The sequence below is a fragment of the Blastococcus sp. SYSU DS0539 genome, from assembly GCF_054050855.1.
Map to the genome: position 1 here is coordinate 1 of NZ_JBJHAF010000011.1, position 21,550 is coordinate 21,550.

Here is a 21,550-nt window from a genome sequence, read left to right on the forward strand (position 1 = left end):
CCCCCCCCCCCCACCCCCCCCCCCCCCCCCCCCCCCCCCCCCCCCCCCCCCCCCCCCCCCCCCCCCCCCCCCCCCCCCCCCCCCCCCCCCCCCCCCCCCCCCCCCCCCCCCCCCCCCCCCCCCACCCCCCCCACCCCCCCCCCCCCCCCCCCCCCCCCCCCCCCCCCCCCCCCCCCCCCCCCCCCCCCCCCCCCCCCCCCCCCCCCCCCCCCCGCGTCCACGGATCGGTCCCACGGCGGGCCCGGGCGCACGCGCCCGGGCCCGCCGTCGTGGTCCCGGGCGGCGAGCCGGCGCGGGGCCGGGCACCGCCGGCGCGGGATGGTGCGGGATCATGCCCGTGCCGGTTCGGGCGGCCCGCGGCCGCACCACGCTCCCGGTAGGACCCGGCGGCGACGGAACGACCCCGTCCCCGCCGGTGCAGACGAGTGGACGTGCGCCGTTACCCGCGGCCGCACCGCGAGAGAGAGGCCCCCATGGCCGCAGCAGGATCGGCCGGCGGAACCCCGCCGGCCGGCGACGGGCCGGGCTCCGGCGCCCCCTACGCCGTGGAGCTGCGCGGCATCACCAAGCGCTTCCCCGGCGTGGTGGCCAACCGCGACATCGAGCTGCGGGTCCGCCGCGGTGAGGTGCACGCCATCGTGGGGGAGAACGGCGCCGGCAAGTCGACGCTGATGAAGACCCTCTACGGGATGCACCGGCCCGACGAGGGCACGATCCTGCTCGACGGCCGCGAGACCTCGCTGCGTAGCCCGTCCGACGCGATCGCCGCGGGCATCGGCATGGTGCACCAGCACTTCATGCTGGCCGACAACTTCACCGTCCTGGAGAACATCGTCCTGGGCAGCGAGCCCACCAGGGGTGGCCGGCTGGACCGGGCCGAGGCGCGGCGCCGCATCGGCGACATCTCCGACCGGTACGCCCTCGACCTGGACCCCGACGTGCTGGTCGAGGACCTCGGGGTCGGCGACCGGCAGCGGGTCGAGATCGCGAAGGTCCTCTACCGCGGCGCGACGACGCTCATCCTCGACGAGCCCACCGCCGTTCTGGTGCCGCAGGAGGTCGACGAGCTCTTCGGCAACCTCGGCGAGCTCAAGCGCGAGGGCCTGACCGTCATCTTCATCTCGCACAAGCTCGACGAGGTCCGCAAGGTCGCCGACTCGATCACCGTCATCCGCCGCGGCACCACGGTCGGCACCGCGGACCCGAGGACCACCACCGCCCACCAGCTGGCCGAGCTCATGGTCGGCTCCGAGCTGCCCGCCCCGCCCGCGCGGGCCTCCACCGTGCGGGAGACCCCGGTGCTGCAGCTCCGGGACGTCACCGTCACCACGCCGGGGGCCCGCCGGCCCGCGGTCGACGACCTCACGCTGACCGTCCACGAGGGCGAGGTCGTCGGCATCGCCGGCGTCGAGGGCAACGGCCAGGCGGAGCTCGTCGACGCCGTCATGGGCCTGCGCGCGCTCGCCGGCGGCACCGTCGTCCTCGCCGGCGACGACGTCACGGGCTGGAGCACCCGGGCCCGGCGCGAGGCCGGCGTGGGCTTCATCCCCGAGGACCGGCACCGCCAGGGCATGCTGCTCGACGCCCCGCTGTGGGAGAACCGCATCCTCGGCCACCAGACCCGGCCGCCGGCGGTCAAGGGGCCCTTCATCGACCGCAAGGGCGCCCGCTCGGACACCCAGCGGATCATGCGCGACTACGACGTCCGGGCCCCGGGCCCCGACACGCTGGCCGTCGCCCTGTCCGGCGGCAACCAGCAGAAGCTGATCATCGGGCGGGAGATGAGCTCCGCCCCCCGGCTGCTGGTCGCCGCGCACCCCACCCGGGGTGTCGACGTCGGCGCGCAGTCCTCGATCTGGGAGCTGCTCAAGGACGCCCGCGCGGAGGGGATGGGGATCCTGTTGATCTCGGCCGACCTGGACGAGCTGATCGGGCTGTCCGACACGCTGCACGTCATGCTGCGCGGCCGGCTGGTCGCCACCCTGGACCCGACGTCGGTGACGCCGGAGCAGCTGGGCGGGCACATGACCGGGGCGGCCACCGACGGCTCGGCGGGTGCCGCGTGACCGCCCTCCGCCGGATCGGCGCGTCGCTGTTCGCGCCGGGCCTCGCCGTCGTCGTCGCGATCGTCATCACGACGGTGGTCATCCTCGCCATCGGGCAGGACCCGGGCACCGCCCTGCAGGTGCTCTTCGACTTCGGCGACAGCCCCTCGCAGCAGACGCAGTCCATCGTGGTGATCCTCAACCGGGCGGTGCCGCTGTTCCTCGCGGGGCTGGCCGTCTCGGTCGCCTTCCGCATGGGGCTGTTCAACATCGGCGTCGAGGGCCAGTACCGCATGGCGACGGTCGTCGCCGCCGGGGCCGGCGCCGCCGTGGTGCTCCCGGCGCCCCTGCACCTGCTGCTGATCATGGTCGTCGCCATGGCGGTCGGTGCCTTCTGGGCCGGCATCGTCGCCGTCCTGAAGGTGACGCGGGGCGTGAGCGAGGTGATCAGCTCGATCATGCTCAACTTCATCGCCCTGGGCACCGCCTCCTACCTGCTCACCGGGCCGCTCCGGGGCAGCGAGGCGGGCGCGGCGATCATCACCACCGAGGACATCCCGGAGTCCGGCCGCTTCCCGGCGCTGAACGGCGTGTTCGACGCCGTCGGGCTGGCCCAGCCGCGCTCCTCGCTGTACGGCTTCCTGCTGGTGGCGGTCGTGGTGGGCATCGTCATCTCGGTGGTCGTCAGGCACACCCGGTTCGGCTTCGACCTGCGCGCCACCGGGCTGTCGCCGTCGGCGGCCACGGCCAGCGGGATCGACGCCAAGGCCATGGTCATCAAGACGATGCTCATCTCCGGCGCGGTCGCGGGCCTGATCGGCCTGCCCGACCTGCTGGGGCGTACCTACCACTTCGGCACCGAGTTCACCGCGGGCCTGGGCTTCCTGGGCATCGCCGTCGCGCTGCTGGGCCGCAACAGCCCGCTGGGCATCGCGTTCGCCGCGCTGCTGTTCGCCTTCCTCGACCGGGCGGCGGTGCCGCTGCAGTTCGCCGACATCCCCGCCTCGGTCGTCACGATCATCCAGGGCACGATCGTGCTGTCGGTGGTCATCGCCAACGAGGTCGCCCGCCAGCTCACCCGCCGGCGGGCCGGGCGGGACAGCGGCCAGGGCGACACCGGTACCGCCGACGGCGGCACCTCCGCCGGGCCCGAGGGCCCGGTCGGCACCCGCATCACCGACGACCGCCAGGAGGCGGGCAGATGAGCACCGCGACCTCCGCACCGGCCACCACGCCCAGCCGCGGCCCGCTCACCGAGCTCTTCTTCGGTGGCGGCCGGGCCCGGCGCTTCGCCTGGCTGTTCATCGGCCTGATGCTGCTGATGTCGGTCGTCCGGATCATCTCCGGCCAGCAGGCGCTCACGTCCTCGTCGACCTTCGCCGCGGCGCTGCTGCTGGCCGTGCCGATCGGCCTGGCCGCGCTCGGTGGCCTGTTCGCCGAGCGCGCGGGCGTGGTCAACATCGGCCTCGAGGGCATGATGATCCTGGGCACCTGGGGCGCCGGCTGGGCCGGCTACCAGTGGGGCTGGGTGGCCGCGATCATCGGCGGCGCCGTCTTCGGCGCGGTGGGCGGGCTGCTGCACGCGGTCGCGACCGTGACGTTCGGCGTGGACCACGTCGTCTCCGGCGTCGCGATCAACATCCTCGCCGAGGGCGTCGTGCGCTTCCTGTCCGAGCTGCTCTACGCCGGCGGCGCCGAGGGCGGTGGGGTCACCCAGTCCCCGGCGCTGGCCAGCCGGCCGCCGAACTTCTCGCTGCCGGTGCTCTCCTCGGGCCCGGACCTGCTGGGTGACATCGAGGGCACCGACGTCTTCCTGCTCTCCGACGTCGCCGGGTTGCTGCGCGGCCTGACCAGCGGCGTCGGGGTGCTCACCCTGATCGCGGTGCTGCTGGTGCCCGCCAGCTACCTGCTCCTGTGGCGCACCGCCTTCGGCCTGCGGCTGCGCTCGTGCGGCGAGAACCCGGCGGCCGCCGACTCCCTCGGCGTCCCGGTCTACCGGCTGAAGTACCTCGCGGTGATCATCTCCGGTGCGCTGGCCGGGCTGGGCGGCGTCGCCCTGGTGTTCGTGGCCAACATCTACCGCGAGGGCCAGACCGGTGGCCGCGGCTTCATCGGCCTCGCCGCGCTCATCTTCGGCAACTGGCGCCCGGGCGGCCTGGCCGCCGGTGCCGGCCTGTTCGGCTACGCCGACGGCCTGCAGCTGCGCAGCCGGGGCGCGGTGGTCGCGCTGCTGCTGCTCATCGCGATCCTGCTGCTGGCGGTCGCCTTCTACCAGGCCGGCCGGCGCAAGCTCGTCCAGGCGGCGCTCGCCGTCGTGTTCGCCGCCGCCGGCCTGGTGGCCTACCTGACCATCGACGAGCTGCCCGAGGGCATCGTCTCGTTCACCCCGCACCTGATCACGCTGCTGGTGCTCTCCCTGGCCGCCCAGCGGCTGCGGATGCCCAAGGCCGACGGTCTCGTCTACCGGCGAGGAGAACACTGATGACCAGCCCCGAGCCCGACTGGGACGCCCTGCGGGCCGCGGCCCGCGAGGCCATGACCCGGGCCTACGCGCCCTACTCCAAGTTCCCGGTGGGCGTCGCCGGGCTGGTGGACGACGGCCGCGTCGTCACCGGCTGCAACGTGGAGAACGCCTCCTACGGCCTGGGGCTGTGCGCCGAGTGCGGGATGGTCAGCGACCTCGCCCGCACCGGCGGCGGCCGGCTGGTGGCGGTCGCCTGCGTCGGCGGGGACGGGCAGCCGCTCATGCCCTGCGGCCGGTGCCGGCAGCTGCTCTGGGAGCACGGGGGCGCCGGGATGCTCATCGAGACGGTGTCGCTGGGCATCGTGCCGATGCGCGAGGTGCTGCCCGACGCCTTCGGCCCGGACGACCTGGTCGCCGCCGCCGGACGGGGGCAGGGCTGATGGCCTTCGACGCGATCGACGTCATCCGCGCCAAGCGGGACGGCGCCGAGCTCTCGCCCGAGCAGATCCGCTGGGTCGTCGACGCCTACACCCGCGGCGCGGTGCCCGACGAGCAGATGAGCGCGCTGCTCATGGCGGTGTACTTCCGCGGCATGGCCGCCGGGGAGCTCGCCGCCTGGACGCAGGCGATGATCGACTCGGGTGAGCGCAAGGACCTCTCCGCGCTGGGCCGGCCGACCGCGGACAAGCACTCCACCGGCGGCGTCGGCGACAAGATCACCCTGCCGCTGGCACCGCTCGTGGCCGCGTGCGGCGTCGTCGTGCCGCAGCTGTCCGGCCGGGGCCTGGGGCACACCGGCGGCACGCTGGACAAGCTCGAGGCGATCCCCGGGTGGCGCGCCGACGTGCACGAGGAGGCGTACCTGGCGCAGCTGCGCGACGTGGGCGCCGTCATCTGCGCCGCCGGCCACGACCTGGCCCCGGCGGACAAGCTGCTCTACGCGCTGCGCGACGTCACCGGCACCGTCGAGTCGATCCCGCTGATCGCCAGCTCGATCATGAGCAAGAAGATCGCCGAGGGCGCCGACGCGCTGGTGCTCGACGTCAAGACCGGGTCGGGCGCGTTCATGAAGCACCCCGACGCCTCCCGCGAGCTGGCCCGCACGATGGTCGGGCTCGGCGAGGCGGCCGGCGTCCGCACCGTCGCCCTGGTGACGGCGATGGACCGGCCGCTGGGCCGGTCCGCCGGCAACGCGGTCGAGGTCGCCGAGTCGGTCGAGGTGCTCGCCGGCGGGGGACCGGCCGACGTCGTGGAGCTGACCCTCGCCCTGGCCCGGGAGATGCTCGCCGGCGCGGGGCGGGACGACGTCGACCCCGCCGAGGCGCTGCGCGACGGCCGGGCCATGGACGTGTGGCGGCGGATGATCACCGCCCAGGGCGGCGACCCCGACGCCCCGCTGCCGCGGCCGGCCGAGACCCACGTGGTGACCGCCCCGGCCACCGGCACCCTCACCCGGCTCGACGCCTACTCCCTCGGCGTCGCCGCCTGGCGGCTGGGCGCCGGGCGGGCCCGCAAGGAGGACCCGGTGTCGGCCGCGGCCGGCATCGTCTGGACCGCCGGGGTGGGGGAGCCGGTCACCGCCGGTCAGCCGCTGCTCGAGCTGCAGACCGACGACGCCGACCGGATCCCGCGGGCGCTGGCGGCGCTGGAGGGCGCGATCGGCGTCGACACCGGCGACGAACCGCTCCCGCTGGTCCTCGACCGCATCACCGCAGGGTCGTAGGGGACACTGGTCTCTCGTGACCCGTTCGACCGCGACCGCGGCACCGCCGCAGCAGCTGACCTCCCCGCTCGACCCCGAGGCCGCCATCTCGATCCGCGGCCTGGTCAAGCGGTACGGCGAGCGGGCCGCCGTCGACGGCCTGGACCTCGACATCCGGCGCGGGGAGATCTTCGCCCTGCTCGGGCCCAACGGCGCCGGCAAGACGACGACGGTGGAGATCTGCGAGGGCTACCGCGGGCGCGACGGCGGTGAGGTCCGCGTGCTCGGGGTGGACCCGGCCACGGGCGGCCGCCGCTGGAAGGCCGAGCTGGGCATCGTGCTGCAGTCCGGCGCCGGGGACAGCCAGCTCTCGGTGCGGGAGCTGCTGACCGCGCAGGCGTCCTACTTCGCCGACCCCCGCGATCCCGACGAGGTGCTCGAGCTGGTCGGGCTCACCGACAAGGCCGGCGCCCGCGGCCGGACGCTGTCGGGCGGGCAGCGCCGCCGGCTGGACGTGGCGCTGGGCATCGTCGGCCGGCCCCGGCTGCTCTTCCTCGACGAGCCGACGACCGGGTTCGACCCGGAGGCGCGCCGCCAGTTCTGGGCGCTGATCCGGTCGCTGCGCGAGCTGGGCACCACGATGCTGCTCACCACCCACTACCTCGACGAGGCCGAGGAGCTGGCCGACCGGGTCGGCGTGATAGCCCACGGGCAGCTCGCCGAGGTCGCCGTCCCCACCGCCCTCGGCGGCCGCGGCACCGCGCCCGCCGTCGTCAGCTGGACCGAGGACGGCGCCCGGCGGACCGCCGAGACCGCGACGCCCACCGCCTTCGTCGCCGGGCTCGCCGCACGCTTCCCCGGCGAGGTGCCCGACCTCGCGGTGCGCCGGCCGACGCTGGAGGACGTCTACCTGAAGATGATCGGGGACCACTCGTGACCGCCGTCGCTCCCGGGCGCGCCGCGCTGCCGTCGGTCGGCCGGGTCTGCCGCACGCGGGCCGGGGTCGAGCTCAAGGAGTTCTTCCGGCAGCGCGAGTCGGTCGTCTTCACCCTGCTGTTCCCGGTGATCCTGCTGCTCGGCCTCGGCGCCGTGCTCGACTACGACCTCGGCGCCGGGGTCGACTTCCCGCAGTACTTCATGGCCGGCGTGATCACCGCGGGCATCGTCGGGGCGAGCCTGCAGAACATGGCGATCCACATCGCCGGCGAGCGGTCCGACGGCACGCTCAAGGCCCTGGCCGGCACCCCGATGCCCAAGACCGCCTACTTCGTCGGCAAGGTCGTGCAGGTCGTCGCCGTGACGCTGGCGACCATCGTGATCCTGCTGCTCGTCGGCGTCCTCGTGTTCGGCATCGACCTCCCGTCGGGGAGCGACTGGCTGACCTTCACGTGGGTCACCGTGCTCGGCGCGGCCGCCTGCACGCTGCTCGGCATCGCCGTCTCCTCGCTGGCCCGCAACTCGAGGTCGGCGTCGGCGACGGTGACCCCCATCGCCCTGGTGCTGGAGTTCGTCTCCGGCGTCTTCATGCCCTTCGACCAGGTGCCCGGCTGGCTGCAGGACGTCGCGGCGGTCTTCCCCGTGAAGTGGCTGGCCCAGGGCCTGCGCTCGGTGTTCCTGCCGGAGTCCCTGGCCGCCCGCGAACCGGCCGGTTCCTGGGAGCTCGGCACCGTCGCGATCGTGCTCGGCCTGTGGTGCGTCGCCGGCCTGCTCGTGTGCGTGCGCACCTTCCGCTGGCAGGACCGGTAGCTTTCTCCGGTGTCTGCACCGCTGAACGCCGAGAACGTCCGCCGCGCGCCCAAGGTCCTGCTGCACGACCACCTGGACGGCGGGTTGCGACCGCAGACGGTGCTCGAGCTGGCCGACCAGGCCGGCTACCGCCGGCTCCCGGCGGCGGACGCCGAGAGCCTGGGCCGCTGGTTCCGGGAGGCCGCGGACTCCGGCTCGCTGGTGCAGTACCTGGAGACGTTCGCGCACACCGTCGGCGTGATGCAGACGGCCGAGGCGATCCACCGGGTGGCCCGCGAGTGCGCGCTCGACCTCGCCGCCGACGGCGTGGTCCACGCCGAGGTGCGGTTCGCCCCCGAGCTGTCCACGCAGCAGGGCCTGGCCATCGAGGCCGTCGTCGAGGCGATGGTCGACGGCTTCCGGGCCGGCAGCGCCGAGGCGACCGCCCAGGGCACCCCGATCTCGGTCGGCGCGCTGCTGTGCGCCATGCGGCAGGCCGACCGCTGGGACGAGGTCGCCGGCCTGGTGGTGCGCTACCGCGACGCCGGGGTGGTGGGCTTCGACCTCGCCGGCCCGGAGATCGGGTTCCCGCCCGACCGCATCCCCTCGGCCCTCGCGATCCTCGACCGCGGGCAGGGCCGGCGCACCATCCACGCCGGGGAGGCCGCCGGCATCGACAGCATCGTCGCCGCGCTCGACGGGGCGGGCGCCGAGCGGCTGGGCCACGGCGTCCGGATCGCCGACGAGGTGGCCGCCGACGGCAGCCTCGGGCCGGTGGCCCGGCGGGTGCGCGACGAGCAGGTGACGCTCGAGATCGCCCCGTCGTCCAACGTGCAGACCGGCGCCTACCCGTCGCTGGCCGACCACCCGGTGGACCGGCTGCACCGGCTCGGTTTCGCCGTCACCCTCAACACCGACAACCGGCTGATGAGCGGGGTCTCGGCCAGCAGCGAGGTCACCGACGTGGCGACGACCTTCGGCTGGACCTGGGACGACGTGCAGACGGTGACCGAGCGGGCGCTGGCCGGCGCCTTCCTGCCCGCGGAGGATCGGCAGCGGCTGCTCGGCGACGTGGTCCGCCCGGGCTACGCCGCGCTGCGGGGCTGACGTCGTGGACGTCCTGCTCGCCGAGGCGACCGGGCAGTCCTGGGACCGGTTGGGCGACCTGGGGGTGGCCTTCCTCCTCTCGGCGCTCATCGGGTTCGAGCGCGAGCTGCGGCAGAAGGCGGCCGGGCTGCGGACGCTGACCATCGTCGGGTTCGCGGCGGCGCTGTTCATGGTGATCAGCCGGGCGGAGTTCGGCGACTCCCGGATCGCCGCGCAGGTGGTCTCCGGCCTGGGGTTCATCGGCGGTGGCCTGATCTTCGTCCGGCGCGACGCCGTCCGCGGGCTCACCACCGCGGCCGTCGTCTGGCTGACCGCGGCCGTCGGCATGGCCGCCGGCGCGGGGCTGTGGCTGTACGCCGTCGTCGCGACCGCCGGCCACCTCCTGGTGGCCTATGCCTTCACCCCGCTGGCCCGCCGCCTGTCGGGGCGGGCGGCGCACTCCTACTCCCTGGTGCTCACCTACCGGGACGGCGAGGGCGTGCTGCGCCGGGCCCTGGCCGAGTGCACGCAGCAGGGCTTCACGGTGCGCCACCTCGACACGGCGGTCGAGGCCGAGCAGCGGGGCGGCGCCGGCCCCCAGGCCACGGTGCGGCTGACGATGGAGGGGACCGGGCCGGTCACCCCGCTCGCCGCCCGGCTCGCCGATCTCGAGGGGGTGCTGGCGGTGTCGGCCGGGCACCAGGACGAGGACCGCGACTGACCGCCGGCGCGCACGGGCCGGCCGCGGGTGGGGGGCGTCACTTCGGCTTGCGGGAATCGCGCCGTGATCTCCGCTGCTACGGTAAGTGCACCGGCACAAGGCCGGTCATCCTCCCGGACGGTTTGTCCGGGCATGAGCGCATCCGTGCAGATCCCGCGTTCCATCCCTGGGCGCAGACGATCGCCAAGTGAGGACCGCCGGTACGTGACGGTGCTCCTCCTCTTTCACGGGACGCGCTCCGAGCAGTATCGGAGCCCCACCCCGCATGACTTTGGTCCACCCTGTCGCGTTCGAGTCCACCAAGGCCGAGAACGCCGTTCAGAACACCACTGAGAACGTCATCGAGAACACCGCCGCGGACGCCGCGGCGGAGCCCACCGTCGAGGCCCCGTCGGGCCCGACGTTCGGTCAGCTGGGCCTGCCCCAGCCGCTGGTGACCGCGCTCGAGCGGCGCGGCATCCACCGCCCCTTCGCCATCCAGACCTCCGCCCTGCCGGACGCCCTCGCCGGGCGCGACGTGCTCGGCAAGGCCGCCACCGGCTCGGGCAAGACCCTCGCCTTCGGCCTCCCGCTGCTCGCCCGCGTGGGCCAGGACGTCAAGAACGGCCGCCGCGCCCCGCGTGGGCTGGTCCTCGTCCCCACCCGTGAGCTGGCCCAGCAGGTGCACGACGCGCTGGCGCCCCTCGGCCAGGCCGGCGGCGTCCAGCTCGTCGCCGTCTACGGCGGTGCGCCCATGTACCGCCAGATCCAGCAGCTCCGCCGCGGGGTCGACGTCATCATCGCCACCCCGGGCCGGCTGCAGGACCTGATCAGCCAGGGCGAGGCCACCCTCGCCGAGGTCGTCATCACCGTGCTGGACGAGGCCGACTTCATGGCCGACCTGGGCTTCCTCCCGGTCGTCAAGGAGCTCCTCGACCAGACCGACCGCAACGCCCAGCGGCTGCTGTTCTCGGCCACCCTGGACGGCGAGGTCGACAGCCTGGTGCGCCGCTACCTCAAGGACCCGGCCCGGCACGAGGTCAAGCGGGCCGGCGACGACGCCCCGCCGGCCGAGCACCTGGCCTTCACCCTGTCCTTCCGCGACAAGCTGCAGGTGGCCACCGAGCTGGCCGGCCGTCCCGGCCGCACGATCATCTTCGCCCGCACCCAGCTGGGTGTGGACCGGCTGGCCGAGAACCTGAAGGCCGCCGGCATCAAGGCCGAGGCGATCCACGGCGGGCTGCCCCAGTCGGCGCGCAAGCGTGCGCTGGAGGAGTTCACCGACGCCCGCTCGCCGGTCCTGGTCGCCACCGACGTCGCCGCCCGCGGCATCCACGTCGACGACGTCTCGCTGGTCCTGCACTACGACCCGCCGACGGACGCCAAGACCTACCTGCACCGTTCGGGCCGCACCGCCCGCGCCGGTGCCGCCGGTGTCGTCGTCTCGCTGCTGCTGCCCGACCAGGTCGGCCAGGCCAAGCGCCGGTTCCGCACGGCGAAGGTCGACCCGCCCCTCGACCGGACCCGTCCGGGCGACCAGCCGATCCTCGACCTGGTCGCCGCCGGCATCCCGGTGGAGCCGAAGGAGCGCACCCAGCGCGACATGCGCCGGGGCGGCGGTGGCCCCGGCGGCCGTCCGCGCCGCGAGGGCGACCGCCCCGGCGGTTCCCGTGGCGGCCCGCGCCGGTCCTACGGCGACCGCAACCGCTCCGGCGGCGGCGAGCGCTCGGGGCGGCCCGGTGGCGAGCGCCGGTTCACCGGTGAGCGCTCCGCGCGTCCCCCGCGCCAGGGCTGATTCCCCGCACCACCCACGACGGCGGCCCGTCCCGGATTCCCGGGGCGGGCCGCCGTCGTTCCTGGCTCAGTCGCGGAAGACCAGCGCGCCGCTCACTGCGGTGACGACCTCGTCCCACGCCGGGCGCAGCTGCGCGGCGTCGGGGGCCGTCAGCGGGGTGTCCGGCTGCTGGTCGGCGCGGGCGACGGCCCGGCCCAGCGGCGCCGTCGGCGCGAGCAGCTCGTCGACCCGGGCGAGGCCCGCGTACTCGGCGAGATCGCGCACGCCCTCGACCGGCTGCACCAGGGCCCGGTGGGGGACCAGGCCGGCGGCGCCGTCGGCCACTTCGCCGAGCACCTCGGAGAGCTCGGTGAGGTCGTAGCGGTCCTCCTCGGCCGGCAGCGGCAGGGTGTCGGTGTCGGCGACCTCGGGCCACGAGGCGATCTCGGTGAGGTCGTGCTGCTCGTCGCCCGCGCAGAACCGCGCGAGGTCGGCCGGGGTGTCGAACAGGAAAACCTCGCCGTCCCGGCCCAGGAAGCGGGCGACGTCCTCCACGTAGCAGCGCAGGGTCACCCCGGCGCCCTCCGGGACGACGACCTCGACCGGCAGGATGCCGACGGCCTCCCAGAACTCCGCGGCGGCGGCGACCGCCGCGGGGGAGGCGGTGACCCGGCTGCCGCGCGCGATGGTGCGCACCCCGCCTCCGGTGGCCGCCGACGCGGCGGTCGCGCCGGTGGGCGTGGCGGCGGTGCGGGCCCCGGTGCCCGGGACGTCGTCCTCGTCCTCGGGGCTGCCCAGGGCCGGGTCCTGCTCGTCGGCCTCGGAGGCCGACGGGTACTCCTCGACCGTGGCGGTGCCGCCGCCGGTCCAGTCGAAGTGCTCGGAGAGCTCCTCGACGACGTCCTCCCACAGCTCGTCCAGGACGGTGCCGACGCCGATCCAGGCGTCCTCGCCGGAGCGCCCGACGAAGGCCTCCACACCGAGGCCGAGGGAGCCGATCTCGGGTTTGCCGGCGAGCTCGGCGACGGCCTCGAACTGCTCGTCGTCGTCGTCCTCGTCGGTGGTGTCGAGGCACTCGGCCAGCCGGCTGACGATGTCGACGGTGGCGGCCAGCTCCTCCACCGCCCAGCGGTCGGGGTTCTCCGCGGCGATGTCGTACACGCCGTCGAGGTCGTACCGGTGGTCGTCGTCGGGGGTCAGGTCAGGGGCGCCGAGGCCGGCGACCACCGGCCACACCGGGTGGTCGGCGAGGTCGTGGTCGGTGCTGGTGCGGCAGAACGCGGCGAGCTTCGCCGGCGTCGGGAAGAGGTGCAGGGTGGCGACGTCCTCCTCGGTCGTACCGAGGAACGCCTGCCACTCCTCGCCGTCCTCCTCCCACGGCGGAGCCCACAGGGTGTACCCCGTGCGGTCGTCGAGGGTCAGTGCGATGGGGACGATGCTGGGCCTGGCCACCCGCCCATCCTGCCCTGTCGGGCCGGCGGCGCACCTCCGGGTGGCGCCGCCGCCTCCGCGGGCCGGTCAGAGGTTGATCATGTGGCCGGCCAGGCCGTGGATCGCCTCCTGCAGCCCCTCGCTGAGCGTGGGGTGGGCGTGCACGTTGCGGGCGAGCTCGGTGGCCGTGAGGTCCCACTTCTGCGCGAGCGTGAGCTCCGGCAGCAGCTCGGTGACCTCGGGCCCGACCAGGTGGCCGCCGAGCAGCTCGCCGTAGGTCTCGTCGGCGATGAGCTTGACGAACCCGCCGGGCTCCGCGAGGCCCTGCGCCTTGCCGTTGGCGGTGAAGGGGAACTGGGCGACCTTGATCTTCCAGCCCTTCTCGTCGGCCAGCTCGCGGGCCTGCGCCTCGGTGTAGCCGAAGCTGGCCACCTGCGGGGAGCAGAACGTCGCCCGCGGCATCATCACGTAGTCCAGCTCCATGGTCTCCGCGCCGGCGATGGTCTCGGCGGCGACGACGCCCTGGGCCTCGGCGACGTGGGCGAGCATCAGCTTGGCGGTGACGTCGCCGATCGCGTAGACGTGCGGCACGTTGGTGCGCATCCGGTCGTCGATCGCGATGGCGCCGCGGTCGGTGAGCTCGACGCCCAGCTTGTCCAGGCCGTAGCCCTCGACCCGCGGCACGAAGCCGATGGCCTGCATGACCTTGTCCGCCGTCAGCTCGCGGGTGCCCTTGGCGTCGGAGACGGTGACGACGACGGAGCCTCCGGAGTCGTCGATCCGCTCGACCTTGGTGGAGGTGAGCACCTCGACCCCGAGCTTGCGGTAGGCCTTCGCCAGCTCCTTGGAGACGGCGGCGTCCTCGAGCGGCAGCACCCGGTCGGCGAACTCGACGATGGTCACCTGGACGCCGTAGTTGCGGAGGACGAAGGCGAACTCGACGCCGATCGCCCCGGCGCCGGCGATGATGATGGTCTTCGGCAGGTCGCGGCTGAGGATCTGCTCCTCGTAGGTGACCACGCGCTCGGAGAGCTGCGTGCCCGGGAGGAAGCGGGTCTTGGCGCCCGTCGCGAGGATCACCGAGTCGAAGGTGACCGTCTCCTCGCCGCCGTCGTTCAGGGCGACCTGGAGGGTGTGCGGGTCGGTGAACGAACCCCACCCGTCGAACTCGGTGATCTTGTTCTTCTTCATCAGGAAGTGCACGCCCTTGACCCGGCCGTCGGCGACGGTGCGGCTGCGGTCGAAGGCGGCGCCGAAGTCGAAGGAGACGTCACCGGAGATGCCGAAGGTCTTCGCCTCGTCGCGCACCAGGTGGGCGAGCTCGGCGTTGCGCAGCAGCGCCTTCGAGGGGATGCAGCCCACGTTGAGGCACACCCCGCCCCAGTAGGTGGACTCCACCACGGCCACGCTCTTGCCCAGCTGCGCGGCGCGGATCGCGGCCACGTACCCACCGGGTCCGGCTCCGAGGACGACGACGTCGAAATGCGGCACGGCCCCGAGCCTAGCCCGGTGCCGGACCGTGCCCGGCTACACCCCGATGGGGTGCCAGACGGTCTTCGTCTCCAGGAACGGGGTCATCCGGGACAGACCCGGGTCGGCGCTCCAGTCCGGCTCGGTGGCCGGTGGGCGGACCACTCGCTTGATGGTCCCGGCGGCCTCCCGCTCGAACTCCATGGCCCGGCCGGCGGGGGTGCCGGTGAGGTCGATGCCGTCGACGTCGGCGTGCTCGGCCAGCCACGGGCCCAGCTCCCCGGCGTCGCCGGTGAGCAGGTTGACCACGCCGCCGGGGACGTCGCTGGTCGCCAGCACCTCGCCGAGGGTGACGGCCGGGATCGGCCGCTCCGCGGAGGTGACGACGACGGCGGTGTTCCCGGTGGCCAGGACGGGCGCCAGCACGCTGACCAGGCCGAGCAGGCTCGACTGCTGCGGGGCCAGGACGGCGACGACGCCGGAGGGCTCGGGCAGGGAGAAGTCGAAGTACGGGCCGGCGACCGGGTTCGCGCTGCCCAGGACGGCGGCCAGCTTGTCGGTCCAGCCCGCGTACCAGACCCAGCGGTCGATCGCGGCGTCCACGGCGGCCCGCGCCTTCGACGCCGACAGGCCCTCGGCCGCACCGACCTCCTCGCAGAACTGGACGTGCCGGCCCTCCATCACCTCGGCCACGCGGTAGAGCACCTGGCCGCGGTTGTAGGCGGTAACGCCGGACCACTTCGGGAAGGCGCCGCGGGCGGCGACCACGGCGTCCCGGGCGTCCTTGCGGGAGGCCCGGGCGACGTTGGCGAGGAAGTGGCCCTTCGCGTCGGTGACCTCGTAGGTGCGGCCGCTCTCCGAACGGGGGAAGGCGCCGTTCACGTACAGCTTGTAGGTCTTGCGCACGGCGAGGCGGTCGTTGCCGATCACTGGTCAGCACCCTTCAGGTACGCGGCGAGACCGTGCCGGCCGCCCTCACGGCCGTAGCCGGACTGCTTGTAGCCGCCGAACGGCGACGTCGGGTCGAACTTGTTGAAGGTGTTGGCCCAGACGACGCCGGCGCGCAGCTGGTCGGCGATCTTCAGGATCCGCGACCCCTTCTCGCTCCAGATGCCGGCCGACAGCCCGTAGGTGGTGTTGTTCGCCTTGGCGACGGCCTCGTCGGGGGTGCGGAAGGTGAGCACGGACAGCACGGGACCGAACACCTCGTCGCGGGCGATCCGGTGCGCGGGGGAGACGTCGGTGAAGACCGTCGGCGGGAACCAGTAGCCGCGGTCGGGCAGGTCGCAGGCCGGCTGCCAGCGTTGCGCGCCCTCGGCCTCGCCGATGTCGGACAGCTCCCGGATCCGGGCGAGCTGCTCGGCCGAGTTGATCGCGCCGATGTCGGTGTTCTTGTCCAGCGGGTCGCCGACGCGCAGCGTGCCGATCCGCCGCTGGAGGCTCGCGATGACCTCGTCGTGGATCGACTCCTGGACCAGCAGCCGGGAGCCGGCGCAGCAGACGTGCCCCTGGTTGAAGAAGATCCCCTGGACGATCCCCTCCACGGCCTGGTCGATCGGGGCGTCGTCGAAGACGATGTTCGCCGCCTTGCCGCCGAGCTCCAGGGTCAGCTTCTTGCGGGTGCCGGCGACGGCGCGGGCGATCGAGCGGCCGACGTCGGTGGAGCCGGTGAACGCCACCTTGTCGACGTCGTCGTGCTCGACGACCGCCCGGCCGGTCTCCCCGGCGCCGGTGACGATGTTGACCACGCCGGGCGGCAGGTCGGCCTGCCGGCAGATCTCGGCGAACAGCAGCGCGGTCAGCGGCGTCGTCTCGGCCGGCTTGAGGACGACGGTGTTGCCGGTGGCCAGCGCGGGGGCGACCTTCCACGCCAGCATCAGCAGCGGGAAGTTCCAGGGGATGACCTGGCCGGCCACGCCGAGCGGGCGGGGGTCCGGCCCGAGGCCCGCGTGCTCCAGCTTGTCGGCCCAGCCCGCGTGGTAGAAGAAGTGCGCCGCGGCCAGGGGGACGTCGACGTCCCGCGATTCCCGGATCGGCTTGCCGTTGTCCAGCGACTCCAGGACGGCGAACTCGCGGGCCCGCTCCTGCAGCAGCCGGGCGATGCGGAACAGGTACTTGCCGCGGTCGGCGGGGCGCATCGGCCCCCAGGTCTTCTCGAACGCCTTCCGGGCGGCGCGCACCGCGCGGTCGACGTCGGCGGCGGTGCCGGTGGCGACCTCGCTGAGCACCTCCTCGGTGGCCGGGTTCACCGTCTTGAAGGGATCGCCGGAGCCGTCGACGAACTCGCCGTCGACGAACAGGCCGTACGACGGGGCGATGGTGACGATCGACCGCGACTCGGGGGCGGGGGCGTACTCGAAGGTGCTGGTCATCGTGCTCAGTCCACCGTGACGTAGTCGGGGCCGGAGTAGTGGCCGGTGCGCAGCTTCTGCCGCTGCAGGAGGAGGTCGTTGAGCAGGCTGGAGGCGCCGAAGCGGAACCAGTCGGCGTCCAGCCAGTCGGGGCCGACGGTCTCGTTGATCAGCACCAGGTGCTTGATCGCGTCCTTCGTGGTGCGGATGCCGCCGGCCGGCTTGAAGCCCACCTGGCGGCCGGTCGCGGCGCGGAAGTCGCGGACGGCCTCCAGCATCACCAGGCCGACCGGGAGGGTGGCGGCCGGGCTGACCTTGCCGGTCGAGGTCTTGATGAAGTCGCCGCCGGCGAGCATCGCGATCCAGCTGGCCCGGCGCACGTTGTCGAGGGTGACCAGTTCCCCGGTCTCGAGGATCACCTTGAGGTGCGCGTCCCCGCACGCCTCCTTCACCGCGACGATCTCCTCGTAGACGTCGAGGTAGCGGCCGGCGAGGAAGGCGCCGCGGTCGATGACCATGTCGATCTCGTCGGCGCCGTTGGCCACGGCGTCCTGCACGTCGGCGAGCTTCACCGCGCGGCTGGCGCGGCCGCTGGGGAAGGCGGTCGCGACGGCCGCCACGTGGATGCCGCTGTCGCCGAGGGCTTCCCGGGCCACGCCGGCGAGGTCGCCGTAGACGCACACCGCCGCGACCTTCGGCGTCGTCGGGTCGGAGGGGTCGGGCTGCTTGGCCTTGGCGGCCAGGCTGCGCACCTTGCCCGGGGTGTCGGCGCCCTCGAGGGTCGTGAGGTCGACCATCGAGATGGCGGTGTCGATGGCCCAGGCCTTCGACGTCGTCTTGATCGAGCGGGTGCCGAGCTGGGCCACCCGCGCCTCGGCGCCGACCTGGTCCACGCCCGGCAGACCGTGCAGGAAGGCGCGGAACGCCGAGTCCGAGCGCGTGACGTCGTCGTAGGGAGGCGTCGGCGCGGCCAGCGCCCGGGCGTCGTCCGACAGCGCGCCGGGATCGAGCACGTGGGTCATGCCGAACATTCTCCCCTGCGGCGGTCCGGAGCCCGAACCTGCTCACCCGCCGGGGCGGTTCCCCGTTCCTGGCGCCTCGGTTCCCCGTCGCCGCCGGTCCGCCGTCGGTCCCGGTCCACGCCGACGTTGCCGCGGGAACGTCTCCCGCCTCCCACCCCCGGCCTCGTCCAGTGCCGGGTGCCCGGCGTCCGGCGACTGCCTCGGGGTCATGACGGGCTCGGTCGGACGTTTCCGCGGAAACGTTCGCCCGTCGGCGTCGGCCCGTCCGTCGTGCCCCTTCCGCGTCCGTCCTCCGCCTCGGGCAGGCGCGCTCGTTGCGACGCGTCCCGACGTTCCCGGGAGGCGTTCCCGCGGGAACGCCTCCACGCCGGCGGAAACTGTCACCCCCGGCCGCTAGCTTTCGAACACGCATTCGAAGGAGGCGGTCGTGGCCGAGAAGTCCCTGCCGGAACTGGCGCGCGAGATCACGTCCGGCGCCGTGCGACTGGCCGCCGCCACGGCGGCCTGGCTGCGGCTGGTCGCGGAGTTCGACCGGCGGGAGGGCTGGCACGCGGTCGGCATCGCCTCCTGCGCCCACTGGCTGGCCTGGCAGTGCGGGGCGTCCCCGGGCACCGCCCGCGAGCACGTCCGGGTCGCCCGAGCCCTGGACGGTCTGCCGCTGATCTCCGCGGCGTTCGCCGAGGGGCGGCTGTCCTACTCCAAGGTGCGGGCGCTCACCCGCATCGCGGAGCCCGACACCGAGCAGTCCCTGCTCCATCTGGCGCTGGAGGCGACGGCGTCGCAGACCGAGCGGCTGGTCCGCTCCTGGCGCCGGGCCGACCGGGTCGATCCGGGCACCCTCACGCTCAAGCGGCAGTTCCAGCACTGGTGGGACGACGACGGCATGCTGGTCGTGCGGATGCGCATGGACGCCGAGGAGGGCGCCCGGTTCCTGACGGCGGTCGACTCGATCGCCGAGCGTGAGGCCCGCCGCGACCGGGCCGCGGCCAAGCGCGCAGCGGTCGGCTCCCCGGCACGCGGGGAACCGGACGAGTCCGAGCAGGACGACGAGCGGGAAGCGATCGCCTGCGCCCGGGAGCGGACCGCGGCACGACGCTGCGCGGCGGTCGCCGAGCTGGCCGACGCGGCTCACCACGTCGGCCGGCGGCCGGGGGACCCGCCCCGGCGGGAGGTCGTCGTGCACGTCGACGCCGCGGTCGTGGCCGACGACGCCGCCGCCGGCCAGGCCTACCTGGAGGGCGGCCCGGCGCTCCACCCGTCCCAGGTCCGCCGGATGCTCTGCGAAGCAACGGTCGTCACCATGCTGGAGCACGACCGCGAGGTGCTCGGAGTCGGCCGCCGGCGCCGCCGGGCCACCCGAGCCCAGCGTCGCGCTCTGCTCCGTCGGGACGGCGGCTGCGCCCGGCCGGGCTGCACCGAGACGAGGATCGAACGGCTGCACGCCCACCACATGCGGCACTGGCTGTTCGGTGGCGGCACCGACGTGGACAACCTGGTGCTGCTCTGCGACGTCGACCACGGGCTGGTCCACGACCAGGATCTGGTCCTCACGCGGCGCGACGGCCGGCTGATCGCCGTGGCTGCGGACGGCCGGCGGGTGTGGGGCCCCGCGGACGCCGCCTTCGCGCACGGCCTCCCCGGCGTCGCCGGTGACGGCGCTGCTCCGGCACCGGATGCGTTCGTGGGCGTTCAGCCGATCGACGAGCTCGCCGCGCGTCGGCCGGCTCCCGTGGCACAGGCGTCGCGGCCGGCCGGCAGGGCGGCGGAGCCGGTACGGGAGGTCGCCGGGGAGCTGACCTCCCTGCTGTTCCCGGACGGGCCACCCGCACTGCCCGACGCGATGCACGTCAACGGTGAGCGCATGGACATGGCGTACGTCGTCGGCGTGCTCATGGGAAACCGCGATCTGCGGCGGCGCCTGGCAGCCGAGGCGCGGGGCAGCGTGCTCGTCGCCGCCTGACGGGTGAGCTGCGCACGGGCGGTGCCGGGCCGCACATCGGGCCCGGCCGCTACCGTGCTGCCCGTGCAGCTCACCGTCGTCGACCACCCGCTCGCCCGCGCCCGCCTGACCCGCATGCGGGACGAGCGCACGGACAACGCCATGTTCCGCGCCGCTCTGCGCGAACTCACGCAGATGCTCGTCTACGAGGCCACCCGTGACCTCGAGGTCGCCGAGGAGCGGATCACCACCCCGGTGACGACGACGACGGGCTACCGGCTGGCCGCACCGCCGCTGATCGTGCCCGTGCTCCGGGCGGGGCTGGGCATGGCCGACACCGCGCACGGGATGCTGCCGGAGTCGCAGATGGGCTTCGTCGGGCTGGCCCGCAACGAGGAGACGTTCCAGCCCGAGGCCTACATGGCCTCGCTGCCGGAGTCGCTGGTCGGGCGTGACGTGTTCGTGCTCGACCCGATGCTGGCCACCGGCGGTTCGCTGGTGCACTGCTGCGAGCTGCTCACCGCCCGCGGCACGACGTCGATCACCGTGCTCTGCGCGCTCGCGGCGCCGGACGGCATCCGCCGGCTGGAGGAGAGCGGCCTGCCGCTGCGGGTGTTCACCGCCAGCATCGACGAGGGGCTCAACGACAAGGCCTACATCGTCCCGGGGCTGGGCGACGCCGGCGACCGCCAGTTCGGCTCGGTCTGAGCATGCGCTTCGGGGTGCTCGGCACCGGCCACTGGGCGCGTGCCGTGCACGCGACCGCGCTCGCCGACCACCCGTCCGCCGAACTGGTCGGCGTGTGGGGCCGCGACCTCGCCAAGGCCAAGGCGCTGGGCGCGGAGTTCGAGGTCCCCGGCTACGCCGACGCGGACGCTCTGCTGGCGGACGTCGACGCCGTCGCGATCGCCCTCCCGCCCGATGTGCAGGCGCCGCTCGCGGTGCGCGCGGCCGAGTCCGGCAAGCACCTGCTGCTGGAGAAGCCGATCGCGCTCGACGTGGCCGGCGCCGACCGCGTCGTCGACGCCGTGCGCGGTTCCGGCGTCGCCTCGGTCGTGTTCTTCACCTTCCGCTTCCAGGCGGCCACCTCGACCTGGCTGACCCAGGCCGCGCGCACCCGGCTGGCCGGCGGTGCCGGGTCGTGGCTGTCATCCCTGGCGGGGACCCCGTTCGCCGGTTCCCCCTGGCGTCAGGAGCACGGCGCGCTCTGGGACATCGGGCCGCACGCCCTCTCGGTGCTGCTGCCGGCGCTCGGGCCCGTGGTGGCAGTGCAGGCCGGCGCCGGACTCCTCGACACCGTGCACCTGGTGCTCACCCACGAGTCGGGGACGGCCTCGACGGTCACGCTGTCGCACACGGTGGCGCCGATGTCGTCGGGCATCGAGTTCTACGTGCACGGCGACGCCGGCCGGCTCGTCCTGCTGCCCGACGTCGATGCTCCGGTGGAGGCCTTCCGGGTGGCGGTCGACGAGCTCGGCGCGGCGGCGATGACCGGCGGGACGCATCCGTGCGACGTCGCCTTCGGCCGCGACGTCGTCGCAGTCCTGGCCGCGGCGCAGCGAGCGCTGTCCTCTGGCTGCCGCGAGGCCGTCGCGCGCTGAACACTGCCCCGCCGGGGCCGGCGGTCCGCGCGGTCGTCGGGGGAGGTCGGCACCGTGCGGGCCTGGCGCGCGGTGGAGGTACGTACAAGAACCGGGATCCGGGCGCACCGTCGCCTGTGGACGACCTCTCGTTCCGCTCTGGGGGCGTTCCTCGCGCTCGGGGGCCCTGCAGAATCCCGGAACCGCGAGCAACACCCCCAGAGCGGCGCCCCGGACCGTGCCCAGAGCGGCGCCCCCGAC

General features: G+C 74.3%; 18 protein-coding genes. 13 read left to right on the top strand and 5 right to left on the bottom strand.

What is annotated here, in order from left to right; translation table 11 throughout:
* Positions 1 to 473 precede the first annotated feature (473 nt).
* From ACI790_RS14140 to ACI790_RS14185, 10 genes are all read left to right on the top strand, one after another.
* Positions 474 to 2,066: an ABC transporter ATP-binding protein gene (locus ACI790_RS14140; RefSeq protein ID WP_456570412.1), complete on the top strand. Its 1,593-nt coding sequence runs from the start codon at positions 474 to 476 to the stop codon at positions 2,064 to 2,066.
* On the top strand, positions 2,063 to 3,250 hold the full coding sequence (locus ACI790_RS14145; RefSeq protein ID WP_456570413.1) for an ABC transporter permease: 1,188 nt from the start codon (positions 2,063 to 2,065) through the stop codon (positions 3,248 to 3,250). Before ACI790_RS14140 ends, ACI790_RS14145 begins: the two co-directional genes overlap by 4 nt.
* Positions 3,247 to 4,527 (top strand): ABC transporter permease, encoded by a 1,281-nt coding sequence (locus ACI790_RS14150; protein WP_456570414.1) that lies wholly within the window; start codon positions 3,247 to 3,249, stop codon positions 4,525 to 4,527. Before ACI790_RS14145 ends, ACI790_RS14150 begins: the two co-directional genes overlap by 4 nt.
* Positions 4,527 to 4,949, top strand: a complete 423-nt coding sequence (locus ACI790_RS14155; protein WP_456570415.1) for a cytidine deaminase — start codon at positions 4,527 to 4,529, stop codon at positions 4,947 to 4,949. The genes ACI790_RS14150 and ACI790_RS14155 overlap by 1 nt, the downstream gene beginning before the upstream one ends.
* A complete protein-coding gene (locus ACI790_RS14160; RefSeq protein WP_456570416.1) occupies positions 4,949 to 6,232 on the top strand; it encodes a thymidine phosphorylase in 1,284 nt (427 codons plus the stop codon). The genes ACI790_RS14155 and ACI790_RS14160 overlap by 1 nt, the downstream gene beginning before the upstream one ends.
* A gap of 16 nt (positions 6,233 to 6,248) precedes the next feature.
* Positions 6,249 to 7,148 (top strand): ABC transporter ATP-binding protein, encoded by a 900-nt coding sequence (locus ACI790_RS14165; protein ID WP_456570417.1) that lies wholly within the window; start codon positions 6,249 to 6,251, stop codon positions 7,146 to 7,148.
* Complete coding sequence (locus tag ACI790_RS14170; protein WP_456570418.1) at positions 7,145 to 7,957, top strand: ABC transporter permease; 813 nt, start codon at positions 7,145 to 7,147, stop codon at positions 7,955 to 7,957. The genes ACI790_RS14165 and ACI790_RS14170 overlap by 4 nt, the downstream gene beginning before the upstream one ends.
* Positions 7,958 to 7,966: 9 nt before the next feature.
* Positions 7,967 to 9,043, top strand: a complete 1,077-nt coding sequence (locus ACI790_RS14175) for an adenosine deaminase (RefSeq protein ID WP_456570419.1) — start codon at positions 7,967 to 7,969, stop codon at positions 9,041 to 9,043.
* A 4-nt stretch (positions 9,044 to 9,047) separates the two neighbouring features.
* Positions 9,048 to 9,743 carry an MgtC/SapB family protein gene (locus tag ACI790_RS14180; RefSeq protein WP_456570420.1) on the top strand — a complete coding sequence of 232 codons (696 nt, stop codon included), beginning with the start codon at positions 9,048 to 9,050 and terminating at the stop codon, positions 9,741 to 9,743.
* Positions 9,744 to 10,008: 265 nt separating this feature from the next.
* On the top strand, positions 10,009 to 11,517 hold the full coding sequence (locus ACI790_RS14185; protein ID WP_456570421.1) for a DEAD/DEAH box helicase: 1,509 nt from the start codon (positions 10,009 to 10,011) through the stop codon (positions 11,515 to 11,517).
* A gap of 66 nt (positions 11,518 to 11,583) precedes the next feature.
* On the opposite strand, the gene ACI790_RS14190 is transcribed toward ACI790_RS14185, so the two are convergent.
* The 5 genes from ACI790_RS14190 to deoC all read right to left on the bottom strand — a co-directional run bounded on the left by ACI790_RS14190 (position 11,584) and on the right by deoC (position 17,770).
* Positions 11,584 to 12,948 (bottom strand): hypothetical protein, encoded by a 1,365-nt coding sequence (locus ACI790_RS14190; protein ID WP_456570422.1) that lies wholly within the window; start codon positions 12,946 to 12,948, stop codon positions 11,584 to 11,586.
* A 66-nt stretch (positions 12,949 to 13,014) separates the two neighbouring features.
* Complete coding sequence (gene lpdA, locus ACI790_RS14195) at positions 13,015 to 14,418, bottom strand: dihydrolipoyl dehydrogenase (protein ID WP_456570423.1); 1,404 nt, start codon at positions 14,416 to 14,418, stop codon at positions 13,015 to 13,017.
* A 36-nt stretch (positions 14,419 to 14,454) separates the two neighbouring features.
* Positions 14,455 to 15,327: an aldehyde dehydrogenase family protein gene (locus tag ACI790_RS14200; RefSeq protein WP_456570424.1), complete on the bottom strand. Its 873-nt coding sequence runs from the start codon at positions 15,325 to 15,327 to the stop codon at positions 14,455 to 14,457.
* Positions 15,324 to 16,769 carry an aldehyde dehydrogenase family protein gene (locus tag ACI790_RS14205; protein WP_456570425.1) on the bottom strand — a complete coding sequence of 482 codons (1,446 nt, stop codon included), beginning with the start codon at positions 16,767 to 16,769 and terminating at the stop codon, positions 15,324 to 15,326. The genes ACI790_RS14200 and ACI790_RS14205 overlap by 4 nt, the downstream gene beginning before the upstream one ends.
* A 5-nt stretch (positions 16,770 to 16,774) precedes the next feature.
* Positions 16,775 to 17,770 (bottom strand): deoxyribose-phosphate aldolase, encoded by a 996-nt coding sequence (gene deoC / locus ACI790_RS14210; RefSeq protein ID WP_456570426.1) that lies wholly within the window; start codon positions 17,768 to 17,770, stop codon positions 16,775 to 16,777.
* 427 nt (positions 17,771 to 18,197) lie between these two features.
* Between deoC and ACI790_RS14215 the strand changes: the two genes are divergently transcribed.
* The 3 genes from ACI790_RS14215 (at position 18,198) to ACI790_RS14225 (ending at position 21,310) form a co-directional block, all read left to right on the top strand.
* A complete protein-coding gene (locus tag ACI790_RS14215) occupies positions 18,198 to 19,730 on the top strand; it encodes a DUF222 domain-containing protein (RefSeq protein WP_456570427.1) in 1,533 nt (510 codons plus the stop codon).
* 63 nt (positions 19,731 to 19,793) lie between these two features.
* Positions 19,794 to 20,417 carry a uracil phosphoribosyltransferase gene (upp, locus tag ACI790_RS14220; protein ID WP_456570428.1) on the top strand — a complete coding sequence of 208 codons (624 nt, stop codon included), beginning with the start codon at positions 19,794 to 19,796 and terminating at the stop codon, positions 20,415 to 20,417.
* A 2-nt stretch (positions 20,418 to 20,419) separates the two neighbouring features.
* On the top strand, positions 20,420 to 21,310 hold the full coding sequence (locus ACI790_RS14225) for a Gfo/Idh/MocA family protein (protein WP_456570429.1): 891 nt from the start codon (positions 20,420 to 20,422) through the stop codon (positions 21,308 to 21,310).
* Positions 21,311 to 21,550 lie beyond the last annotated feature (240 nt).